Genomic DNA, 19,804 nt, shown 5'->3' with positions numbered 1-19,804 from the left:
TCTTTGAAGGTTGCGATCATCGGCGTCGGGCGGATGGGCGCCGGGATGGCGGTCCGGCTGCGCGAGACCGGCACCGAGGTAGTGGTTTGGAACCGCACCCCGGCCAAGGCCGCGGCGACGGGTTGTGCGGTAGCCGGCACTGCCCGCGAGGCGGTTGCGGCGGCCGATGTCGTGCTCGTGTCGCTCGCCGACGACGCGGCGGTGCGCTCCGCCTACGACGGCCCGGACGGCGTCGCGGCGGGCCTCCGCGAGGGGGTCGTCGTCGTGGAGAGCAGCACGATCGACCCCGAGACGGTACGCGGGGTCGAGCCGCTCGTCACCGGGCGCGGCGCCACGCTGCTGGACGGGCCGGTGTCGGGCAGCATCGCGCTGGTGGAGAAGGGGCAGCTGACCTTCATGGTCGGCGGACCCGCCGAGGGGGTCGACCGGGTGCGTCCCGTCCTCGACCTGCTTGCCCGCCAGGTCTTCCACGTCGGTGCGCTCGGCTCGGGCGCGATCGTCAAGCTGTCCATCAACACCGTCGTGCTGGGGCTCAACCAGGCGCTTGCCGAGGCGCTCGTACTCGCCGAGCGTGCCGGTGTGCCGCGCGAGACCACGTACGAGGTGTTCGCCAACAGCGCGATCGGCTCGGCATTCGTGTCGTACAAGCGGGCGGCGTTCGAGCGGCCCGACGAGGTGCCTGTCGCGTTCAGCCTCGACCTGGTGGCGAAGGACCTCGACCTGGTACGGCAGCTCGCCGCGCGGGTAGGCGCGCGGATGCCGCAGGCGGAGGCCAACCTCGGCGTGGCCACCGCCGCGGTCGCCGCTGCGCTGGGCGACAGGGACATGAGCGGCGTCGCCACATATCTGCGCACCCTCTCAGGGGAGCTCTAGCCACTGGCGGGTGCGCTTGCCCGGCAGGTACGGCGAGTCCAGGCGCTTGGCTACCACGCCGCCGACGCCTTGCTCGCGACTGGCCTGCCGGGCAAACTCGCCGCCGCCGGTGAAGTGCGGCGGCACCTGCCAGTGCGGCCCGGCCAGGTCGAGTGCGGTCAGCAGTTCGCGCCGCTCGGCGTACGGCAGGTCCACGGTGGCCCGGCCCTCGACCCAGAGCAGGTCGAAGACCAGGTACTGCACGGGCACCCGGGACGCCACCCGGCGAGCGGCGGCGCCGTCGGTGACTCGTACGCGTGGGCGCAGCGCCGCCTCGCTCACCCGCCCGTCCGAGTCGAACGCCACGATCACACCGTCGAGCACACACTCGGTCGGGGCCAGCGCCTCGGCCATCTCCCGCACCTCCGGGTACGACGCGGTGATCTCCTTGTCGTCGCCGCCGAGCAGGCGCGGGCGGCCGCCGGACACGTAGGTCACCGCGCGCACGCCCTCCCAGGCCAGCTCGTACGCCCACGCCTCGTCGTCGGCGGGCAGCTTCGCCGCGCGCACCGGCAGCATCGGCGCGACATGGTCGGGCATCGGGCTGAACCCGGCCGGCGGCGGATCCATCCGGTGGATCATCCAGTTCTTGCCGTCGGTGCGGAACAGCACGTATCGGCCGGAGACGCGCTCGCCGTGCAGCGTCACGATCACCTCGCCGTCGCGCCACTTCTCCGTCTCGTACGTACCGTGGTCGAAAATCGTCATCCGGCCGCCGCCGTACTCACCGGCCGGGATCTCGCCGTGGAAGTCCTTGTATTCCATCGGATGGTCTTCGGTCTGCACGGCGAGGTTGTTGCGGGCCGGGTCGCGGGGCACTCCACGAGGCACGGCCCAGGAGACAAGTACGCCGCCGCGCTCCAGCCGCAAGTCCCAGTGCAGGCTGCGGGCGTGGTGCTGCTGGATCACGAACATGTCGTCGCCGCCCGCGGTCGGGCGCCGCGCGGGCACCGGCTCCGGCGTCCGCTTGGCATCGCGCTTTCGGCGGTACTCGTCCAGCCGGTCGCCCATAGTCGCAATTGTGGCCGCGTCGCGGCGGTATCGCATGGGCGCGAGATGGGTACCGTGGAAGACACCAGCCAACTGGCCCCGGGGTGAGGGCGTTGTCCCACTTCACCGTCATCCGTCTCGGCGAGGCCGCCCTGGTCTACGCCGAAGGTCCGCTCGACGCCACCATTGCCGCCAGCATTCACGACGCGCTCGCCGACATCGTCGACGAGCGGGCCACTCCGATCGTCATCGACCTTGTCCGCGTGCCGACCGTCAACGACGGCATCGTCACGGCCCTCGCGGCGGCCGCCTCCCGCGCCGCCCAGCAGGGCCGGGGCCTGGAGCTACGCCTGGCCGCCGGCCAGCGCTTCACCGTGACCGGCGCGGCCCAGCTGCGCCAGGTGATGGGCCGCGCCTACCCGACGGCCGCCTGACCCGGGTCACTCCGGCGCAGCGATCGGGGCGCCCCGAGGGCGCCCCGATCAGTGTGGCGTGAGCTAGGTCAGGAGGAGCAGGCTGTCCCGTTCAGCGTCCAGCCGGTGGGCGCACCATTGGTGCCGCCGTGCGTGCCCTGGAAGCCGAACGAGGCGCTGGCGCCCGGGGCGATCGTGCCGTTGTAGTTGACGTTCCGCGCGCTCACCGAGGAGCCGCTCTGCGTCACGTTCGCGTTCCAGCTGTTGGTGATCTGCTGGCCGCTCGGGAACGAGAAGCCCAACGTCCAGCCGTTGACCGTGCTGGAGCTCGTGTTGGTCACGGTCACGTTGCCGGTGAAGCCGTTGTTCCACGAGTTCGCCGTGTACGCGACCCGGCAGGCGCCACCGCCGCCCGGCGGGGGCGTCGTCGGCGGGCGGGTGGTCGGCGGCACGCTGGTGGGCGGGGGGCTCGTCGGCGGGGTGCCCTGGTTGACGGTCGTCGTAAACGAGTTGACGCCGAGCCCGACGCCGCCGTTCCACGGCTCGAAGCCGCCCTGGATGCTGGTCAGGTACCAGGAGTTGGTGATCGCGCCGCGGTTGCGGATGTCGTTGACGAAGTCCAGGACGTTGAAGCTCCAGCTGTTGATGGGCGACGCCGCCACGTACGAGATGACGTTGTTGGAGCCGTTGCTGCCACGCCATACGTCCCAGGTGCGGCCGGCGACCGTGCCGTTGCCGATCGAGGAGCCGATCGGCTGGATGGGGCCCTGGCGGTTGAACCAGATCATGATCTCCATCTGGTTGACCCCGTCCCGGCGCGGTGTCGGGTCCAGCCAGATGTCGAACGACGCGTTGTACGTACCGCTCGCGTACGTGTAGCCGATGCTGGTCGGGATGCTGCTGATCTGGCTGACCTGGATCGGGAGGTTGGTGCCCGGCGAGCAGTTGGTGTAGTGGCAGCCGAAGAAGACCGACGGGTACGACAGTGGCGCCCCGTTGGTCGCCGCGCTGCCCTGCTGGCTCACGATCGAGAAGCCGGTGTCCGTCACGTTGATGCACTGCTCAGCGCTGGAACCCCAGCGGTTGTTCTGCACGACGTAACGGCCCTGGATCGTGGTCGAGCCGAACTGCTCGCAGATGCGGACGTCGGCCTGCGCAGGCGTGGCGACAGCGACGACCGCGGCGGTGCCCGCGATGAACAGGCCGATCGCGGCCAACGCGCGTATCGGGCGTCTCATGGGTGCTCCTTCTCATGGGTGGGGTCCGGGTGGGGTCGGACGGGAGCGCTCCCATGAGGTTAGGACATATTCATGGTTATGAAAACATGCTGCGCGCGGCCCTTAACTGATCCATGGCTCGGCTGAGTGCGCTGGCGATCCGCTCCTCGCTCTCCGGCCCGATCCGGGCGGCCGGCACGGAGATGCTGATCGCGTCGGCCGGTGGGTCGGCGAGGGGTACCGCGATCGCGAAGCAGACGATGCCGTCGGTGTTCTCCTCGCGGTCGACGGCGTACCCCCGTACCCGCGTCTGCGCCAGCTCGGCGTGGAGTGCGTCCCGGTCGGTGATGGTGTGGCCGGTCAGCCGGGGAGCGGCCAGCGCAGCTGGTCGTCCGGGTCGGGGTGGCGGGCGAGCAGTGCCTTGCCCAGCGCGGTGGCGTGGGCCGGCAGCTTGCGCCCGATCGCGCTGTACAGCCGCAGCCGGTGCACCGACTCGCGCTTGGCCAGGTAGACCACGTCCGGGCCGTCGAGCCGGCCGAGGTGCGTGGCCTCGCCGAACTGCCGGGAGAGATCGTCGAGCACCCCAGACACAAGTCCCACGGCGTCGTCCGCGTCGAGGTACGCCGCACCGACCTCCAGTGCGCGCACGCCGAGGCCGAAGCGGGTGCCGGTCGGGTCGGTCTCCACCCAGCCGCGCCGGGCCATCGTGTGCAGGATGCCGTGCAGGCTGCTCTTGGGGATGTCGAGCGCGCGGGAGAGCTCGACAAGCGAGCGGCGGGTGGGTGATGCGGCGAGCGCCTCCAACACCTCGAGGGTGCGATCGGCTGACTTGACTGGCTGGCCCGGCGTCATGCTTTCGATTATGGTCGAGGATGTGACCAGCGTTCGTCATGTTGAACAAGCAATCGGCGCCGCTCGGCTGTTGCCGGTGGTGGTCCTGGAGGACGTGGGCGGTGCCGAGCCGCTCGCCGCGGCACTGACCGCGGGTGGCCTGCGCAGCGTGGAGGTGACTTTCCGCACCGACGCGGCCGCCGAGGCCATCCGGATCATGGCGGAAAACCCCGAGCTGCTGGTCGGCGCCGGCACGGTGCTGACCCCGACCCAGGTCGACGCGGCGGTCGAGGCGGGGGCGAAGTTTGTGGTCAGCCCCGGGTTCAGCCCGGCGGTCGTGGCCCACTGCCGGGAGGCCGGCCTCCCGGTGTACCCAGGCGCGGCCACCGCCACCGAGATCCAGATGGCGCTCGACGCGGGGCTCTCGATCGTCAAGTTCTTCCCGGCTGAGCAGCTCGGCGGCGCCAAGATGATCAAAGCGCTGGCGGCCCCCTTCCGGTCTGTGCGGTTCATCCCCACCGGCGGGGTGAATACGGCAAACCTGCCCGATTACCTCGCGCTCGGCGCCGTCTTCGCGGTCGGCGGCACCTGGATGGTCGCGCCCGACCTGCTCGCCGCCGGCAAGTGGGACGAGGTCACCCGGCTCACCGCGACGGCTGTCGCACTGACGGCAAAGACAGGAGGCAAGTGATGCTGAGCGTCCGGCCGGCGCAGGAGTGCCGCTACGACCTCGTCTCGCTCGGCGAGATCATGCTCCGTCTCGACCCGGGTGAGGGGCGGGTGCGCACTGCCCGTAGCTTCCGGGCCTGGGAGGGCGGCGGGGAGTACAACGTGGCTCGCGGGCTCCGCCGCTGCTTCGGCATGCGCACGGCGGTGGTCACCGCGTTCGCCGACAACGAGGTGGGACGGCTGCTCGAAGACCTCGTGCTCCAGGGCGGCGTGGACACGTCCTTCGTGCGCTGGCTGCCGTACGACGGGATCGGCCGCGCGGTGCGCAACGGCCTCAACTTCACCGAGCGTGGCTTCGGCGTGCGGGGCGCGGTCGGCACCTCCGACCGGGGGCACAGCGCGGCCAGCCAGCTCCGCCCCGACGACGTCGACTGGGACCACATCTTCGGTACGCTCGGCGCCCGCTGGCTGCACACCGGCGGCATCTACGCCGCGCTCTCCGAGACCACGCCGGACGTCATCGAGGCGGCCATGTCCGCGGCGCGCCGGCACGGGACCGTCATCTCGTACGACCTGAACTACCGGCCCAGCCTCTGGAAGGCGGTCGGTGGCAAGGAGCGGGCGCAGGAGGTCAACCGGCGGCTCGCGCGGTACGTGGACGTGATGATCGGCAACGAGGAGGACTTCACCGCCTCGCTCGGCTTCGAGGTGCCGGGCACCGACGAGTCACTGTCCACGCTGGAGGTTGCCAACTTCCGTCGCATGATCGAGGAAGTAACGAAGGAGTACGGCAACTTCGCGGTCGTGGCCACCACCCTGCGGACGGTGCGCAGCGCGACGGTCAACGACTGGGGCGCGATCGCCTGGGCCGACGGGACCTTCGCCGAGGCGACCCACCGGCCGGGGCTGGAGATCCTCGACCGGGTGGGCGGCGGCGACAGCTTCGCGTCCGGCCTCATCTATGGGTTGATCACGACCGGAGACCTCGGCACGGCGGTCGAGTACGGCGCGGCCCACGGCGCGCTTGCCATGACCACGCCGGGCGATACCTCGATGGCGAGCCTAAAAGAGGTGGAGGCGCTGATGCGCGGAGGCGGCGCGCGCGTCCAAAGGTGACGGTGTGTCCGTCTTTGTCGGGACGCCGTGGGTCAAACCGTGAGACTTGCGTAGCGCAATTGCGTGGCGGGGGGACTACTCTTAGACGCGATCGGGGCCTACCTTTGGCCGGTCGCTCCGAGTAGTCTCTTGGCTTCAACGCGTTGCCCTACCCCCGGCGCGGGGGTGGCAAATCTCCGGAGGCGTTCGCACATGCCTGGATCCAGCCTGCGGATCCTCGTTGTCGGTGCCGGCATTGCCGGCCTGGCAGCTGCCCGCGCACTGCGTCTCGCCGGGTTCCGCCCCGAGGTGGTGGACAAGCTCCCGGCGTCCACTGTGGCCGGTGCGGGTATCTACCTGCCGGGCAACGCGACGCGGGCGCTGCGCGTGCTCGACCTCGACGCGCCGGTCCGGCCCTGCGGCGAAGTGGTGACGCGGCAGCGCTTCCTCGATGTGCGCGGGCGCGAGCTCTGCGAGGTCGACCTGGTCAAGCTGTGGGACGGCGTCGGCGAGTGCCGCGCGCTGCCCCGGGCCGACCTGCACCGCGTGATGCTCAGCGGTGCGGGCGGCGCGGTGCGGCACGAGACCGAGGTGACCCGCGTCGAGGCGGTGGCCGGCGAGACCGTTAAGGTGGAGTTCGGTGACGGCTCCAGCGCGGAGTACGACCTGGTGGTCGGCGCCGACGGCCGGCGCTCGTCCGTGCGCGTGATGGCCGCGCTGGGCAGTGCCGCGGTCCCGGTGGGCCAGGTGATGTACCGCAGCGTGGTGACCGGCGGTCCGAAGATCAGCGAGTGGACGGCGGTGCTCGGCAAGCGGGCCGCGTTCGTCGTGATGCCGATGGGTGGCGGGCGGCTCTTCTGCTACGCCGACGAGGCCGGCACCGCCGCGCCGTCCGACCCGCTCGCGCGCGTGCGGGAGCTCTTCGAGGGCTTCGGCGGGCCGGTGCCCGCCGTGCTCGACGCGGTGGAGAAGGTGCAGGTCGCGGTCACCGACGAGGTCGAGATCGGCCGCTGGTCGCAGGGGCCGGTCGTGCTGGTGGGGGACGCCGCGCACGCCACCGCGCCGACGCTCGCCCAGGGTGCCGCCATGGCGCTGGAGGACGCCGTGGTGCTCGCCGACTCGGTGCGCCGGGCGGCGACGGTGGCCGAGGCCCTTGGTGAGTACGAGCGGCGGCGCCGTCCGCGCACGCGCTGGGTGCTGGAGCGCACCCACGACCGCGACCGGCTGCGCGACGTGGCGCCGGCCCTGCGCGACCCGCTGCTGCGCCGGCGCGGCAGCACCATCTTCGCGGACCACTACAAGGAGCTCGTCGGGCCGCACTAGTCCGTCTCGGGGCGTTGCTACTAACCCCCGTAGTGGGAGGCTGCTGGCGGAGGACTATCCTGCCCGTTGGATCGCCAGATGAAGAGCCAGCACACCTCCGGAGGCCCTGCGTGACCACCGTCGCACCGAAGCCGATCGTGACTCGGCCTTGGCCGGTCCGAGAGCCGGTCAAGGGTTCCGCATTCGCCCGCATCCTCCGCACAACGGACGCGAAGCAGATCGGGATCATGTACCTGGTCACGTCCTTCGTGTTCTTCATGATCGGTGGCCTGATGGCGCTGCTCATGCGCGCCGAGCTGGCCCGGCCGGGCATGCAGTTCCTCTCGCCCGAGCAGTACAACCAGCTGTTCACCATGCACGGCACGATCATGCTGCTGTTCTTCGCGACGCCGATCGTGTTCGCGTTCGCCAACTTCGTCGTGCCGATCCAGATCGGCGCGCCGGACGTGTCGTTCCCGCGGCTCAACTCCTTCGCCTACTGGCTGTACGCGTTCGGTGGCACGCTCGCCCTGGCCGGCTTCGTCACGCCGGGTGGCGCCGCCGACTTCGGCTGGTTCGCGTACGCGCCGCTCAACGACGCGGTCAACTCGCCCGGCGTGGGCGCCAACATGTGGATCGTCGGCCTGGCCATCTCCGGTCTGGGCACGATCCTCGGTGGCGTCAACATGATCACCACGATCCTCACGCTGCGCGCGCCCGGCATGACGATGTTCCGGATGCCGATCTTCACGTGGTCGATCCTGATCACCGCGCTGCTCGCGATCCTGGTCTTCCCGCTGCTGGCCGCCGCGCTCTTCGCGCTCGCCGCCGACCGCATCCTCGGCGCGCACGTGTTCGACGCGGCCACCGGCGGCCCGATGCTCTGGCAGCACCTCTTCTGGTTCTTCGGGCACCCCGAGGTGTACATCGTCGCGCTGCCGTTCTTCGGCATCATCAGCGAGGTCGTGCCGGTCTTCAGCCGCAAGCCGCTCTTCGGCTACAAGGGCATGGTCGGCGCGATGATCGCCATCGCCGCGCTGTCGATGAGCGTGTGGGCGCACCACATGTTTGCCACCGGCCAGGTGCTGCTGCCGTTCTTCAGCTTCCTGAGCTTCCTGATCGCGGTCCCCACCGGCATGAAGTTCTTCAACTGGATCGGCACCATGTGGCGCGGCCAGTTGACGTTCGAGTCACCGATGCTCTTCGCGATCGGCTTCCTGGTGACGTTCCTCTTCGGTGGCCTGTCCGGCGTGCTGCTGGCCAGCCCGCCGGTCGATTTCCACGTCTCCGACTCGTACTTCGTGGTGGCCCACTTCCACTACGTGCTCTTCGGCACGATCGTCTTCGCGGTGTACGCCGGCGTGTACTTCTGGTTCCCGAAGATGACCGGCCGCATGCTCGACGAGCGGCTCGGCAAGGTCCACTTCTGGCTGACCTTCATCGGCTTCCACGCCACGTTCCTGGTGCAGCACTGGCTGGGCAACGAGGGCTTCCCGCGCCGCTACGCCGACTACCTGCCGGACGACGGCTTCACCACGCTCAACACGATCTCCACGATCGGGTCCTTCGTGCTGGGCGCGTCCACGCTGCCGTTCCTCTACAACGTGTGGAAGTCGTACAAGGCCGGCCCGGTGGTCGAGGTCGACGACCCGTGGGGCCACGGCAACTCGCTGGAGTGGGCCACCTCCTCGCCGCCCCCGCTGCGCAACTTCGACCGCATGCCGCGCATCCGCTCGGAGCGCCCGGCCTTCGACGCGAAGTTCCCGCACCTGGCGGCCGGCTCCCACCAGCTGGCGGCCCCGCCCGAGGGCGGCGCGAAGCCGCTGACGAGCGAATCCCGCGGCGGCGCCTCCTACCAGGAAGACACCTCGACCGAGATCGACCGCTAGCCCGGTCCAACAGGCCCTAGGGGAGTTCGTGCGCCGTAGAGGCCACAACTCCCCTAGATTCATTTCAAGACATTGATATGAGCTACCGCGATGTCCGCGGTGGTCCGGACCGCTGCTCCCGCGGCCTCACCCTCCGCGCTTCACAACGTGTCGTACGGGTATCGGGCGAACGATCACCGGCGAGATCGCAACATGCGTGCCACCCGCCGGTGATGGCGCGGATTCTGGGCGAACGATCACCAGAACTCCGCGCCAGGACAGCGCCTCGTCGGGCTTGGGGAAACTTGTTGCTGCCATAGCAGCCATAGGTTTCCCCAAAGGCGGCCTTCGGCCGGCTAGTGGCCACGCCCACGCGGCCAGCACGACCGAAATGCCCGCCTTTCGCGGCGGCGAAAGCAGACCGTGGTACGGAGCTGTTGTTATAGGCACAGCTGCGTACCTCGATCTGTTTGGAACGGCTTGCTCGGACCTTGCGATCAGCGGACAAATCGCCAGAAAGTGTCGCCCTGGCGGCAGGCGGAGCCGGCCGTGGTAAAGCGCCGTCCCGGAGGCCGGGATCCCCGCCGGAGGCGAAAGGGTGTGAAGCGCGGCGGGTGCGGGAGCGGGGCGTCCGTGGCGAGAAATTGCCCCTGGAGAGCCTGGCGCGTAATTGGCGGTGCGCTGTTCGTCAAGTCCGCCAGCTTGGTCGTTGCGGTCGGATCGAAGTAGATCTAGAACGTTTAGGGTCGATATAGTACACAAGACGTTCTAGATCTACATTCGCAAAAGAATATATGGGGCAAACCCGGCAACCGATGGTGCCTGCGCGTCGATGCCAGGCGAATTCCAGCCGCTCGCGGCGGGATTGACATCGAGCCTGTGCCCAATTACGCGCCAGGCTCTGGAGGGGCGCGTTTTCGCCACGGACGCGTGCGACGGGGCCGATCAAGGAAGTCGGCAGGGCCGCCGGCGGCCGCAAGGCCGGAATTGGACTGTGAAGCGCGGAGGGTGAGGCCGCGGGAGCGACGGTCTGGACCACCGCGGACGTCGCGGTAGCTCGAATCTTTCTCTTGGGATTGATCTGCCTAGGGGGTGAGCTTGACGCCGGCTGCCTTCATCTCGCGCAGGGCGGCCTCGGTCGTCGCGGGCGCGACGCCGGCGGTCAGGTCGACGAGCACCGTGGTCTCGAAGCCCTGGCGGGCCGCGTCGAGTGCGGTGGCTCGCACGCAGTGGTCGGTCGCGATGCCGACCACGTCGACCTGGGTCACGTCGCGGGCGCGGAGCCAGTCGGCGAGGCCGGTGCCTTCGTCGTCGTGGCCCTCGAAGCCGGAGTACGCCGCCGCGTACTTGCCCTTGAGGAACACGGCCTCGATGCGGCCGGTGGCCAGGGCGGGATGGAAGTCGGCGCCGGCCGTGCCGGCCACGCAGTGGCTTGGCCAGCTGTCGACGTAGTCGGGCGGGTTGCCGAAGTGCATGTCGGGCTCGATGTGGTGGTCCTTCGTCGCCACGACGTGCTGCCACGGGCCGTTGGTCAGGGCGCCGGAGATGCCGGCCGCCACGGCGGCACCGCCGCCGACGGCCAAGGAGCCACCTTCGCAGAAGTCGTTCTGTACATCCACGATGATGAGCGCACGGCTCATGGAAACAACCTTTCAGGACGCGGGAATGACGGCGACGGGGATGGCTGGGTCACCGCCGGAGAGCTTGAGGCCCTCCCACGGGATCGAGATCAGGCACTGGCGCAGGTGGGCCCGCGACTCGGCCAGCGTGGGGAGGTCGGCGGGCTCGCCACCGACGATGTACGGGCGCTGGAGCAGGCGGTCGCCAAGCTGCCGGTCGGGCGTGCCCTTGGTGACCACGATCTCCTCGGTGGCGGTGCCGGTCGGCTTGTGCCGGCGCACGGCGGTCTTGCGCCCGCCGACCGTGGCCTTGTTTTCCGAGCGCTTGACCACGGGCCGGCCGTCGACCTCGACGAGCTTGTACACAAGGCCGGCGGTGGGTGCCCCCGAGCCGACCACGACCGCGGTGCCGGCGCCGTACATGTCCACGGGCTCGGCGGCGAGCGCGGCGATCGCGTACTCGTCGAGGTCACCGGAAACGATGATCTTCGTCTCCGTGGCGCCCAGCGAGTTGAGCAGGTCGCGGGACTGCTGGGCGAGCACCGAGAGGTCGCCGGAGTCCAGGCGGATGGCGCGCAGCTCAGGGCCGGCGACCGCGATCGCGTTGCGGATGCCCTGCGTGATGTCGTACGTGTCGACGAGCAGCGTCGTGTCCTTGCCCAGCGCGGCCACCTGTGAGGCGAAGGCGGTCGGCTCGTCGTCGTGCAGCAGCGTGAACGCGTGCGCGGCGGTACCGGCGGTGGGGATGCCGTAGCGGAAGCCCGCCTCGAGGTTGGACGTGAACTCGAACCCGGCCAGGTACGCGGCCCGCGCGGCGGCAACCGCGGCCTCCTCGTGGGTGCGACGGGCGCCCATCTCGATCACCGCTCGACCGCGGGCGGCGGTGACCATGCGGGCGGCGGCCGCGGCGATCGCGCTGTCGTGGTTGAGCACCGAGAGGGTCAGCGTCTCCAGCAGCACGCACTCGGCGAACGTGCCGCTCACCGTCAGGATCGGGGAGCCGGGGAAGAAGAGCTCGCCCTCCGCGTACCCCTCGATGTCGCCGGTGAAGCGGTAGCCGGACAGCCACGCGGCGGTCTCGTCGTCGATCACGCCATGGCGGCGCAGGTGGTCTACCTCGGCCTCGCTGAACCGGAAGTCCCGGATCAGGTCGACAAGCCGCCCGGTCCCGGCGACCACGCCGTAGCGGCGGCCGGATGGCATGCGGCGGGCGAATACCTCGAAGACGCACTGGCGGCTGGCGGTGCCGTCCTTGAGGGCGGCGCTGAGCATTGTGAGCTCGTAGTGGTCGGTCAGCAGGGCGGTCACGCCTCAAGCCTATTGTTCCGGCAAAGCGCGTAGGGCGTGAGCAAGCTCGCTTCGGCTGGTCACGCCCAGCTTCCCGTACACCCGCTGGAGATGGTTTTCGATCGTTCGGGTGGAGAGGAACAGCTGGTCGGCGATCTGCTTGCTGGCCAGACCGGCCGCCGCCAGGCGGGCGATCTGCCGCTCCCGATCGGTGAGCGCCGGGCGGGCCGCCCGCAGTGCGGGTGTGCTGAGGGCGTCGCAGCGGGCGAGCAGGTCGCCGAGGCCGGCGCTCGCCTCGGAGCGCTCGGCGCCGGTGGTGGCGCGCAGCCGGACCACCGCCATCGCGGCCGCGTCGGCGGCGAAGAGCAGCAGGCCCCGGTCGGCGAACGCGTCGGCGACCGCCAGCAGCTCGGCGCCGTCGCTGGCGGCGGCCGCGTGCCGGGCCATGAGGGCGGTGAGCGGTCCGTCCACCACGGTCGCCAGCTCGGCCAGCCGCTCGGCGACGGTCTGCGCCTCGCCGTCCGGCCACCCGATCGGCAGGGTGGCGCAGCCGAGCCGGACCAGGTCGTGCAGAATCAGCGACTCGTGGCCGGCGAAGCCGTCGCCGCGCAGCCGCCCGGCGAGCGCCACAAGCGCGGTGATCGCCTGCTCGACGTCGCCGCCGCAGGCCGCCACCCAGGCCCGCGCCTGCTCCCGCCACGGATAAAGGATGGCCATGCCGGGGCGGTGGGTCTGGTCGGAGTCGGCCATCGCCGCCTGCGCCTCATCCGCGTCGCCGAGCAGCGCGGCGGCATGTGCCCGCTCGGCGTGGGCGAGGCCGGCGAAGACCCGGCTGCCGGCGAGCACCGCGCAGGCCTGGAGGCTGCCGCGAAGGGCCTCGGCGGATCGCCCTCGGAGCCGGGCCGCCTGGGCGCGGAGCACCGACAGGTAGCCGGAGCCGAGCCGGAAGTCGCCCGCGTCGGCCAGGTCGGCGAACTCGTCGGCCACGATCGCGTCGATGCCGTCCACATTGCCGCCGATCGCGAGGCGGGTGCCGCGGGCAAGCTCGAGCGCGAGCTGGAGGTACGGCATCTCGGCCCGCCACAGCGGCGCGTCGGCCTGCACCTGGTCGGTGATCCGCTCGCTGGTGGCGAGCTGGCCGCGGGCGGCGTGGGCGTGCGCGAGTACACACTCGGCGAGGCTGCGGGCGGATACCGGCGCGGCGGGACTGTCCACGATCGACTGTGACATCCGGCACGCCTCGGCGACCTCCAGGCGGTGCAGCCGCATGGTCGCCTCGAACGAGTGCACGCGCGACCGGAAGCCCGGGTCGTCGACGGTCGGCGCGTCCTTCGCGAGCTCGTCCACAGCGGACTCCCGACCCAGCCCCAGTACGACACGAGGCCGCGCGCCACCAGCCACCGGCTGCGCCGCTGCTCGGAGTCGATCTCGTCGCGCACCGACTCGATGACCGGCAGCGCCTCCTCGGACCGGTCCATGAAGACCAGGATCACGGCGAGCATCTCGGCCGCGTCGAAGCCGCCGCCGCTGTCCAGCGCGGCCCGCGCGAGGCGGGCGCCGAGATGCATGTTGTACCGGCTGAACGCCTGCGCGCCGGCCAGCAGCAGCATCACCGGATCGGTGGCGGTGCCCGAGTCGAGCCGCCACTCCGCGACCCGCAGCAGGTCGTCGTGGCGGCGGGTGCCGGCGCTTTCGACGAGCGTGGCGAGGCGTGCCTTGAGCCGCATGGCCCGGGTGACCGGGCAGCGCTGGCGGACCACCTCCCCGTACAGCGGGTGGGCCAGCCGCACGTGGTGGCGGCGGTCGCTCGCGGCGACCCGGATCAGGCCGCGCTCCTCGGCGCTCTCCACCGGTGCCTCGCCGGCCGCCGCGATCAGCAGCGACAGCCCGATCGGCTCGCCGAACGCGACAAGCTCGATCACCTCGCGCACCTCGTCACTCAGGTCGCCGATGCGGGCGTCGATCAGGTCGGTGAGGCGGGGCGCCAGGTCGAACTCGCCGGTCCAGCGCCACACCCCGTACAGCCGGGTGAGCTCGTTTCCAGCCGCGGCGGCGATCACCAGCTCGCGCAGCAGCAGTGGGTTGCCCGTCGAGAGGCGCCAGAGGCGGTCGGCCGAGGTGGTGTCGACCGGACCGCCGAGCATCTCCACGAGCAGCGCGCGGGTGTCGGCGGCGGAGAGCGGGGTGAGCTCGTCGTGGTCGACAAGGTCGTCGGTCCACAGTGCCCGTACGGGCAGCGGCACCTGCTCGCCGGTGCGCAGCGTGCCAAGCACGGTCGCGTGCGCGTCGCGGGCGACAAGGTAGACAAGTGCGGCGGACGACGGGTCGAGCAGGTGCGCGTCGTCGATCGCGAGCACCATCGAGCGGCCCGCGGCCTGGGCGTGCAGCGCGTCGACGGCCCACCGCAGCAGGCCGGAAGGTGACATGCCGACCGGCTGGTCGCCGGGGAGCACCTGGGCCAGCCCGCCGAAGGGCAGCCCGGACACCGCGATGCTCGCCGTGGCGGTCCAGACCGCGAACCGCTCGGCGGGCAGGACACTCACCGCCTCGCGCAGCAGGCGGGTCTTGCCGATGCCGGCGGTGCCGCTCAGGATGATGCCGCGGTGGTCACTACTCGTGGCCGAGGCGACGATGCGGCGCAGCTCATGGGCTCGGCCGACGAATTGCCACGGACCCACTCGCGGAGCATATAGAGCCGCTTCAGGACCCGCCGACCGCCAGATGTGCCAACTTGAGTAGCGGACCGGTCAGCGCTGAGTAGTGGCCTTACTGCCGCGTGCTTCCCCGGGCCAATACCGTTCCGATGCGCGGATGGCGCGCTTGTGGACGGACGCGCCGCATGGGTTGCGAAGCTCGGAAGTTCGGCCGCTTCTGGAAGGCGAGGCGTAGATGACGGCATCAGCTGGCGCGGTGGACTCGGTGGGGGCCGAGCCGGGCGCCGGGGGTCGGCGCGGTATCCGGCTCCGTGTCGACCCGGTAGAGCCTGTGCCGGACGAGCCGACGGCGGTGGTGGTGGCCGGTGGCGGCCGAGGCCCGCTTCTCGACGCGCTGCTCGGCGCGTCCGGACCGGCGCCGGACCTGCCCGAAAGCGCCTACCTGGTGGTGCAGCCGGGGCTTCGGGTGGCCGCCTGGGCGTACCTGCCAGGTGCCCGCCTTCCACAGCCGTACGACTTGGCGGGACCGAGGTCGGGTGGGTTCGTCCGGCCACCTCGGCGGGTGGAGCTGTCGCTGCCCGACCCGCTGCTGCGGCATCTCACGCTGATCCGTGCGCCCGATATGTCCACACTGGACATGGCCGGCACCCGGATCCTGCTCGACGTTGTCCGCCGGGCCGGTGCGCTGGTGCACGCGCCGGCGGCCGGCGGGTCGCCCACCGCCGCCGAGCGAGACCTGCTCGGCCGCCTGACGGAGTCCGGGGCGACAGTGTTCCGCGCCGGGCCCGACGACCCCGCCGCCGCGTTCGACGCCGGTCCCGACATGGTCGGCGTCGGGCCGTTGCGGCGGGCGCTGGTCGAGTGGGCGGGCGCCGAGGCGCTCGCCCGGGCCAGCGCCAACCCGCCGATGCTCCCCGGTGCGTACGGGACGGTCCGGGTGGCCGCCAGCGCGCACGAGTCCGGCTGGGCCGAGTGGCTCGACCGGACCTGCGTGGCCGCCGCGCACACGGTGCGGCAGCGGCTCGCGATCGAGCTGGCCAACGTCCACCTGCGCGGGGTGCAGGAGATCGTCTTCGGGGTCGGTTCAGCCGGGCTGCCCGGCGCGCTCGACCGCGAGATGCACGCGGTTTCGCTGCGGGCCGTCGCCGAGTGCGACGCCGCCGTCGACCGCATCCTGGACGACGCCCTCACCCAGGTGCTCAGCGAGATCCCACCCCAGGGGGTACGCCGGCGCGTGGCGCTCGCCGTCCGCAGGGAGGTCGCCGGCGAGGGTGGCGCCTCCGACCTGGCCCGCGTCCTGCTCGTCACCAGCACCGGTGGCGTCGCCGCGATCACCGGCACGGGTGCGGTCACCGCGCTGGCCGCGTACCGGGACGAGGCCGATCGCGCGATCCTCCCGCCGCTCGGCGTCGCCCTGTCCGGCGCCTGCTACCAGTACTGGGCCGTGCCCGACCGGGCCGACCGGGGCACACCCGTACCTGGCTTCAGCAGGCGGTGCGCGGCGTGGAGCTGGAGCTGCTCGCCGAGGTGGCGCGGCGGTTCGAGGCGGTACATCGGTCGCTGGGCGGCCTGCTCAGCGAGGCGGTCGACCACGGGATCCTGTTGGCCTGAGGCTCTATCCTGCCGAGTTGCAGCTACTAAATCCGCGCATTCAGCGCAAAGCAGGACTTTGGTGTTCCTCGGTTCCGCGATGGCGGTGGCACGATGGGGGGCATGGCGGCTCCACAGGTTGCGCCGGTCGAGACTCCGGACATTGACGAGGTGCCGGTCGCGGACCGGGCATGGGTGACGATCGTGTGGGACGATCCGGTCAACCTGATGTCGTATGTCACCTGGGTCTTCCAGAAGCTGTTCGGCTATAGCAAAGACAAGGCCGAGAAGCTGATGTTGGATGTGCACCACAAGGGCAAGGCCGTGGTGTCGAGCGGTGCCCGGGAGCGGATGGAGCACGACGCCTCGCAGCTCCACGCGTACGGCTTGTGGGCCACGGTCGACCAAGCCTGAAGGGCCATCGAGTTTCGTGAGCATGTTCCGTCGGTATGGAGAACACTGCGTGGCCTCGTTCGCCCCGGACGAGGTGCGCGTGCTGCGCAAGGTCGCCTCGGAGGTCGTGGGGCTGCTCAGCGAGGGCTTCGACCACGAGGACCCGGTGGTCGAGCGGCTCTTCCCGGACATCTATCCGGAGGATCCGCACAACTCGGCCGAGTTCCGCCGGTACACCGAGGGCGATCTCAAGACCAGCAAGATCGACCAGGCCGGCGCGATCCTGGCCGTCCTCCCCTCGGACGGGGGCGGCGAGGTCCGGCTCGACTGGGACACCGCCGAGGCGTGGCTGCGCGCGCTCAACGACGCCCGGCTCGCGATGGGCGTCCGGTTGGAGATAAAGGCCGAGACCGACCTGGGTGAAGAGCTGGACGAGGCCGTGCTGCACGACCCGGCCTCGTCCCGCGTTTTCCAGCTTTCCGTGTATGCGTACCTGGGCTACCTCCAGGAGTCCCTACTCAACGCCCTCATCGACTGAGGGTCGCCAGCTCCTCCGGGGTCAGCGTCAGGTCCACGGCGGCCACCGAGTCCTGGACGCTCGCCGGGCGGCTGGCGCCGGGGATCGGGATGACGACCGGCGACTTCGCCAGCATCCAGGCCAGGCACACGCGCTGCGGGCTGACCCCGTGCGCCTCCGCTATCTGGGCGAACGGGGCGAACCGGCTGCCCAGCTCGCCGGCCCGGGCGATGCCGCCCAGCGGAGACCAGGGCAGGAACGCGATGCCGAGCTCGTCGCAGAGCTCCAGCTCGGGCTCCGAGCTGCGGAACGCGGGGGAGAACTGGTTTTGCACCGAGACCAGCCGACCGCCGAGGATCTCCTGGGACAGCCGGATCTGCTCGGGGTTCGCGTTCGAGATGCCGGCCATCCGGATCTTCCCGGCGTCGAGCAGGTCGCGGATCGCGCCGACCGACTCCTCGTACGGCGTGTTCGGGTCCGGGCGGTGGAACTGGTACAGGCCGATCACGTCGACGCCCAGCCGCTTGAGCGACGCCTCGCAGGCCGACTTGAGGTAGTCCGGCGAGCCGTTCTTGGTCCAGCTGCCGTCGCCGGGGCGGAGGTGGCCGCCCTTCGTGGCGACGAGCACGCCCGACGTGTCCCCGCCGTAGCTGGCCAGCGCCCGGGCGATGAGCGTCTCGTTGTGGCCGACCTCGTCGGCGTACATGTGGTACGCGTCCGCTGTGTCGATCAGGGTCACGCCGGCGTCGAGCGCGGCGTGGATCGTACGGACGGAACGCTCCTCGTCGGGCCGGCCCTCGATGGACATCGGCATGCCGCCGAGTCCGATCGCGCTTACCTCGACATCTCCGATGCGGCGATACTCCATGCCAACACCCTGGACCGGTCCGAGCGCGCGATCCAACAGAAGAAAGTGCTGAGATTGAGCGCATAGACTGCTCAATCGTGGAGCTGCGGCATCTGGAGTACTTCGTCGCCGTCGCGGAGGAGCAGCATTTCACCCGGGCGGCGGAGCGGATGCGGGTGGCCCAGTCCGGGCTCTCCGCGTCGATCCGCTCGCTGGAGCGGGAGCTGGGCGCGGCGCTGTTCGTGCGGTCCACCCGGCGGGTCGAGCTGACCGAGGCCGGCCGGGCGCTGCTGGCGGAGGCGCGGCGGACGCTGGCCAGCGCCGACGCCGCCCGCCAGGCGGTCGCCGCGGTCCAAGGGCTGCTGCGCGGCACGCTCGCGGTCGGTGCCGAGCAGTGCCTGGGCGTGGTCGACGTCGCGCGGCTGCTCGCCGACTTCCGCGATCGGCACCCCAATGTCGAGATCATGCTGCGCCAGAGCGCCTCCGCCGACCTCTGCGCCGACCTGCGGTCCGGCCGCCTGGACATGGCGTTCGTCGCCACCGACGGCGAGCCACCCGAGCAGCTCGAGCTGATCCCGCTCGCCGCCGAGCCGATGATGGTGGTCTGCCACCCGGCACACAGGTTCGCCGACAGACCCGCGGTCGACTGGGACGAGTTGGAGAAGGAGATCTTCGTCGACTTCCACCGCGGCTTCGGTGCCCGCGAGATGACCGAGGACGAGTGCGCCGAGCGGCGGATTTCCCGGCGCGTGGCGGTGGAGGTCAACGACGTGCACAGCCTGCTCGACTTCGTCGGTGCCGGGCTGGGCGTGGCCGTCGTGCCGCGGCCGATCGCGCACAAGCGCCCGACCCAGGTGCGGGCCGTGCCGCTGACCGGGACCTCGGCGTACACCTGGCGGGTCTGGGTGGCACTGCCCGCCGGCCGCCCGGCAAGCCCGCCCGCGTCGGCGCTGTTGCGCCAAGCACAACTCGGCGACAGCGAGTGAGCGCGGAGCCGAGTCATGGGATTCAGCTCACGGATTGACGGCTGCCACGCAAGGTAGGCTGTGGTCGTGCTGACCATCGACCGGGCGATCGTCGACGCGATCCTCGCCCACGCCCGCCGGGACCACCCGGACGAGGCGTGCGGCGTCGTCGCGGGCCCGGTTAGCAGCGACAAGCCGGTCCGGCACATCCCGATGCAAAACGCGGCCCGCTCGATGACGTTCTACGAGCTCGACTCGATGGAGCAGCTGCGGGTGTGGCGGGAGATGGACGATCACGACGAGGAGCCGGTGGTCGTCTACCACTCCCATACCGCGACCGAGGCATACCCGTCCCGCAGCGACAGCGGGATCGCCTTGGCCCTCGGCGAGCCGAATGCGCACTACGTGCTTGTCTCCACTCGCGACCCGGCGGTCGAGGAGATCCGCTCGTTCCGCATCGTGGACGGCGCCGTAACCGAGGAGCCCGTCCGGATCGTTGATGCGACCGTGGATCCGCACGCCGTCCAGACGTACATGTTCGGGCAGAGCCCGGCAACGGTCGACTACGAGTGTTCCGATCGCTGAGCACTCGTCGCCGTCAACCGTTGTCGATCTTTTCCGAGGAGTTTCCTGTC

General features: G+C 70.8%; 20 protein-coding genes and 1 pseudogene. 12 read left to right on the top strand and 9 right to left on the bottom strand.

What is annotated here, in order from left to right:
* Positions 1 to 3: 3 nt before the first annotated feature.
* Positions 4 to 873, top strand: coding sequence for an NAD(P)-dependent oxidoreductase (locus tag Pflav_RS28860; RefSeq protein ID WP_173039705.1), 870 nt, complete (start codon positions 4 to 6; stop codon positions 871 to 873).
* Here the strand turns inward: Pflav_RS28860 and Pflav_RS28855 are convergent.
* Positions 859 to 1,923, bottom strand: coding sequence for a DNA polymerase ligase N-terminal domain-containing protein (locus Pflav_RS28855; protein WP_173039703.1), 1,065 nt, complete (start codon positions 1,921 to 1,923; stop codon positions 859 to 861). The two genes, Pflav_RS28860 and Pflav_RS28855, sit on opposite strands and share 15 nt — an antisense overlap.
* A 92-nt stretch (positions 1,924 to 2,015) precedes the next feature.
* Between Pflav_RS28855 and Pflav_RS28850 the strand changes: the two genes are divergently transcribed.
* Positions 2,016 to 2,336, top strand: coding sequence for an STAS domain-containing protein (locus Pflav_RS28850; protein ID WP_173039701.1), 321 nt, complete (start codon positions 2,016 to 2,018; stop codon positions 2,334 to 2,336).
* Positions 2,337 to 2,404: 68 nt separating this feature from the next.
* Here the strand turns inward: Pflav_RS28850 and Pflav_RS28845 are convergent, their stop codons facing one another.
* From Pflav_RS28845 to Pflav_RS28840, 3 genes are all read right to left on the bottom strand, one after another.
* Positions 2,405 to 3,553, bottom strand: coding sequence for a GH12 family glycosyl hydrolase domain-containing protein (locus Pflav_RS28845; protein ID WP_173039699.1), 1,149 nt, complete (start codon positions 3,551 to 3,553; stop codon positions 2,405 to 2,407).
* Positions 3,554 to 3,629: 76 nt separating this feature from the next.
* Positions 3,630 to 3,851 carry an IclR family transcriptional regulator domain-containing protein gene (locus Pflav_RS49040; RefSeq protein WP_415624401.1) on the bottom strand — a complete coding sequence of 74 codons (222 nt, stop codon included), beginning with the start codon at positions 3,849 to 3,851 and terminating at the stop codon, positions 3,630 to 3,632.
* Between the two features lie 41 nt (positions 3,852 to 3,892).
* Positions 3,893 to 4,384, bottom strand: a complete 492-nt coding sequence (locus tag Pflav_RS28840) for an IclR family transcriptional regulator (RefSeq protein WP_232072048.1) — start codon at positions 4,382 to 4,384, stop codon at positions 3,893 to 3,895.
* On the opposite strand from Pflav_RS28840, the gene eda reads away from it, so the two are divergent.
* The 4 genes from eda to ctaD all read left to right on the top strand — a co-directional run bounded on the left by eda (position 4,383) and on the right by ctaD (position 9,318).
* Positions 4,383 to 5,054: a bifunctional 4-hydroxy-2-oxoglutarate aldolase/2-dehydro-3-deoxy-phosphogluconate aldolase gene (gene eda, locus Pflav_RS28835; RefSeq protein WP_415624338.1), complete on the top strand. Its 672-nt coding sequence runs from the start codon at positions 4,383 to 4,385 to the stop codon at positions 5,052 to 5,054. The two genes, Pflav_RS28840 and eda, sit on opposite strands and share 2 nt — an antisense overlap.
* Positions 5,054 to 6,148: a sugar kinase gene (locus tag Pflav_RS28830; protein ID WP_173039695.1), complete on the top strand. Its 1,095-nt coding sequence runs from the start codon at positions 5,054 to 5,056 to the stop codon at positions 6,146 to 6,148. Before eda ends, Pflav_RS28830 begins: the two co-directional genes overlap by 1 nt.
* A 192-nt stretch (positions 6,149 to 6,340) precedes the next feature.
* Positions 6,341 to 7,450, top strand: coding sequence for an FAD-dependent monooxygenase (locus tag Pflav_RS28825; RefSeq protein ID WP_173039693.1), 1,110 nt, complete (start codon positions 6,341 to 6,343; stop codon positions 7,448 to 7,450).
* 110 nt (positions 7,451 to 7,560) lie between these two features.
* Positions 7,561 to 9,318: an aa3-type cytochrome oxidase subunit I gene (gene ctaD, locus Pflav_RS28820; protein WP_173039691.1), complete on the top strand. Its 1,758-nt coding sequence runs from the start codon at positions 7,561 to 7,563 to the stop codon at positions 9,316 to 9,318.
* Positions 9,319 to 10,382: 1,064 nt separating this feature from the next.
* On the opposite strand, the gene Pflav_RS28815 is transcribed toward ctaD, so the two are convergent.
* The 3 genes from Pflav_RS28815 to Pflav_RS46390 are packed head-to-tail and all read right to left on the bottom strand — an operon-like array spanning position 10,383 to position 13,550.
* Positions 10,383 to 10,937, bottom strand: a complete 555-nt coding sequence (locus Pflav_RS28815; RefSeq protein WP_173039689.1) for an isochorismatase family protein — start codon at positions 10,935 to 10,937, stop codon at positions 10,383 to 10,385.
* 12 nt (positions 10,938 to 10,949) lie between these two features.
* The gene (locus tag Pflav_RS28810; protein ID WP_269474553.1) at positions 10,950 to 12,224 is read right to left on the bottom strand and encodes a nicotinate phosphoribosyltransferase; all 1,275 of its coding nucleotides are present in this window, start codon (positions 12,222 to 12,224) and stop codon (positions 10,950 to 10,952) included.
* 9 nt (positions 12,225 to 12,233) lie between these two features.
* On the bottom strand, positions 12,234 to 13,550 hold the full coding sequence (locus tag Pflav_RS46390) for a helix-turn-helix transcriptional regulator (protein WP_232072044.1): 1,317 nt from the start codon (positions 13,548 to 13,550) through the stop codon (positions 12,234 to 12,236).
* A gap of 215 nt (positions 13,551 to 13,765) precedes the next feature.
* Here Pflav_RS46390 and Pflav_RS46385 point away from each other — a divergent pair, with 215 nt between their 5' ends.
* Positions 13,766 to 14,626 (top strand): hypothetical protein, encoded by an 861-nt coding sequence (locus Pflav_RS46385; protein ID WP_232072042.1) that lies wholly within the window; start codon positions 13,766 to 13,768, stop codon positions 14,624 to 14,626.
* On the opposite strand, the pseudogene Pflav_RS48105 reads toward Pflav_RS46385, so the two are convergent.
* Positions 14,549 to 14,881 (bottom strand): annotated as a pseudogene (locus tag Pflav_RS48105) (ATP-binding protein); the annotation flags it as partial. The gene Pflav_RS46385 and the pseudogene Pflav_RS48105 overlap by 78 nt on opposite strands.
* Positions 14,882 to 15,092: 211 nt before the next feature.
* Here Pflav_RS48105 and Pflav_RS28800 point away from each other — a divergent pair.
* Genes Pflav_RS28800 through Pflav_RS28790 form a run of 3 tightly spaced genes read left to right on the top strand, consistent with a single transcriptional unit; the run spans position 15,093 to position 17,378 of the window.
* Complete coding sequence (locus Pflav_RS28800) at positions 15,093 to 16,646, top strand: hypothetical protein (protein WP_173039687.1); 1,554 nt, start codon at positions 15,093 to 15,095, stop codon at positions 16,644 to 16,646.
* A complete protein-coding gene (gene clpS / locus Pflav_RS28795; protein ID WP_173039686.1) occupies positions 16,571 to 16,861 on the top strand; it encodes an ATP-dependent Clp protease adapter ClpS in 291 nt (96 codons plus the stop codon). The genes Pflav_RS28800 and clpS overlap by 76 nt, the downstream gene beginning before the upstream one ends.
* 22 nt (positions 16,862 to 16,883) lie before the next feature.
* Positions 16,884 to 17,378, top strand: a complete 495-nt coding sequence (locus Pflav_RS28790; RefSeq protein ID WP_173042694.1) for a DUF2017 domain-containing protein — start codon at positions 16,884 to 16,886, stop codon at positions 17,376 to 17,378.
* Here the strand turns inward: Pflav_RS28790 and Pflav_RS28785 are convergent.
* Positions 17,368 to 18,225, bottom strand: a complete 858-nt coding sequence (locus tag Pflav_RS28785) for an aldo/keto reductase (protein WP_173039685.1) — start codon at positions 18,223 to 18,225, stop codon at positions 17,368 to 17,370. The two genes, Pflav_RS28790 and Pflav_RS28785, sit on opposite strands and share 11 nt — an antisense overlap.
* Positions 18,226 to 18,302: 77 nt before the next feature.
* Between Pflav_RS28785 and Pflav_RS28780 the strand changes: the two genes are divergently transcribed.
* Together Pflav_RS28780 and Pflav_RS28775 are read left to right on the top strand one after the other, a co-directional pair.
* The gene (locus tag Pflav_RS28780) at positions 18,303 to 19,190 is read left to right on the top strand and encodes a LysR family transcriptional regulator (RefSeq protein ID WP_173039684.1); all 888 of its coding nucleotides are present in this window, start codon (positions 18,303 to 18,305) and stop codon (positions 19,188 to 19,190) included.
* A 66-nt stretch (positions 19,191 to 19,256) separates the two neighbouring features.
* Positions 19,257 to 19,754 carry a M67 family metallopeptidase gene (locus Pflav_RS28775; RefSeq protein ID WP_173039683.1) on the top strand — a complete coding sequence of 166 codons (498 nt, stop codon included), beginning with the start codon at positions 19,257 to 19,259 and terminating at the stop codon, positions 19,752 to 19,754.
* The last annotated feature ends 50 nt before the right edge of the window (positions 19,755 to 19,804 follow it).

It is taken from the genome of Phytohabitans flavus, from assembly GCF_011764545.1.
GTDB classification, from domain to species: domain Bacteria; phylum Actinomycetota; class Actinomycetes; order Mycobacteriales; family Micromonosporaceae; genus Phytohabitans; species Phytohabitans flavus.
The sequence above is the reverse complement of the archived record's forward strand: the minus strand, read 5'-3'. Positions and strand labels throughout refer to the sequence as shown.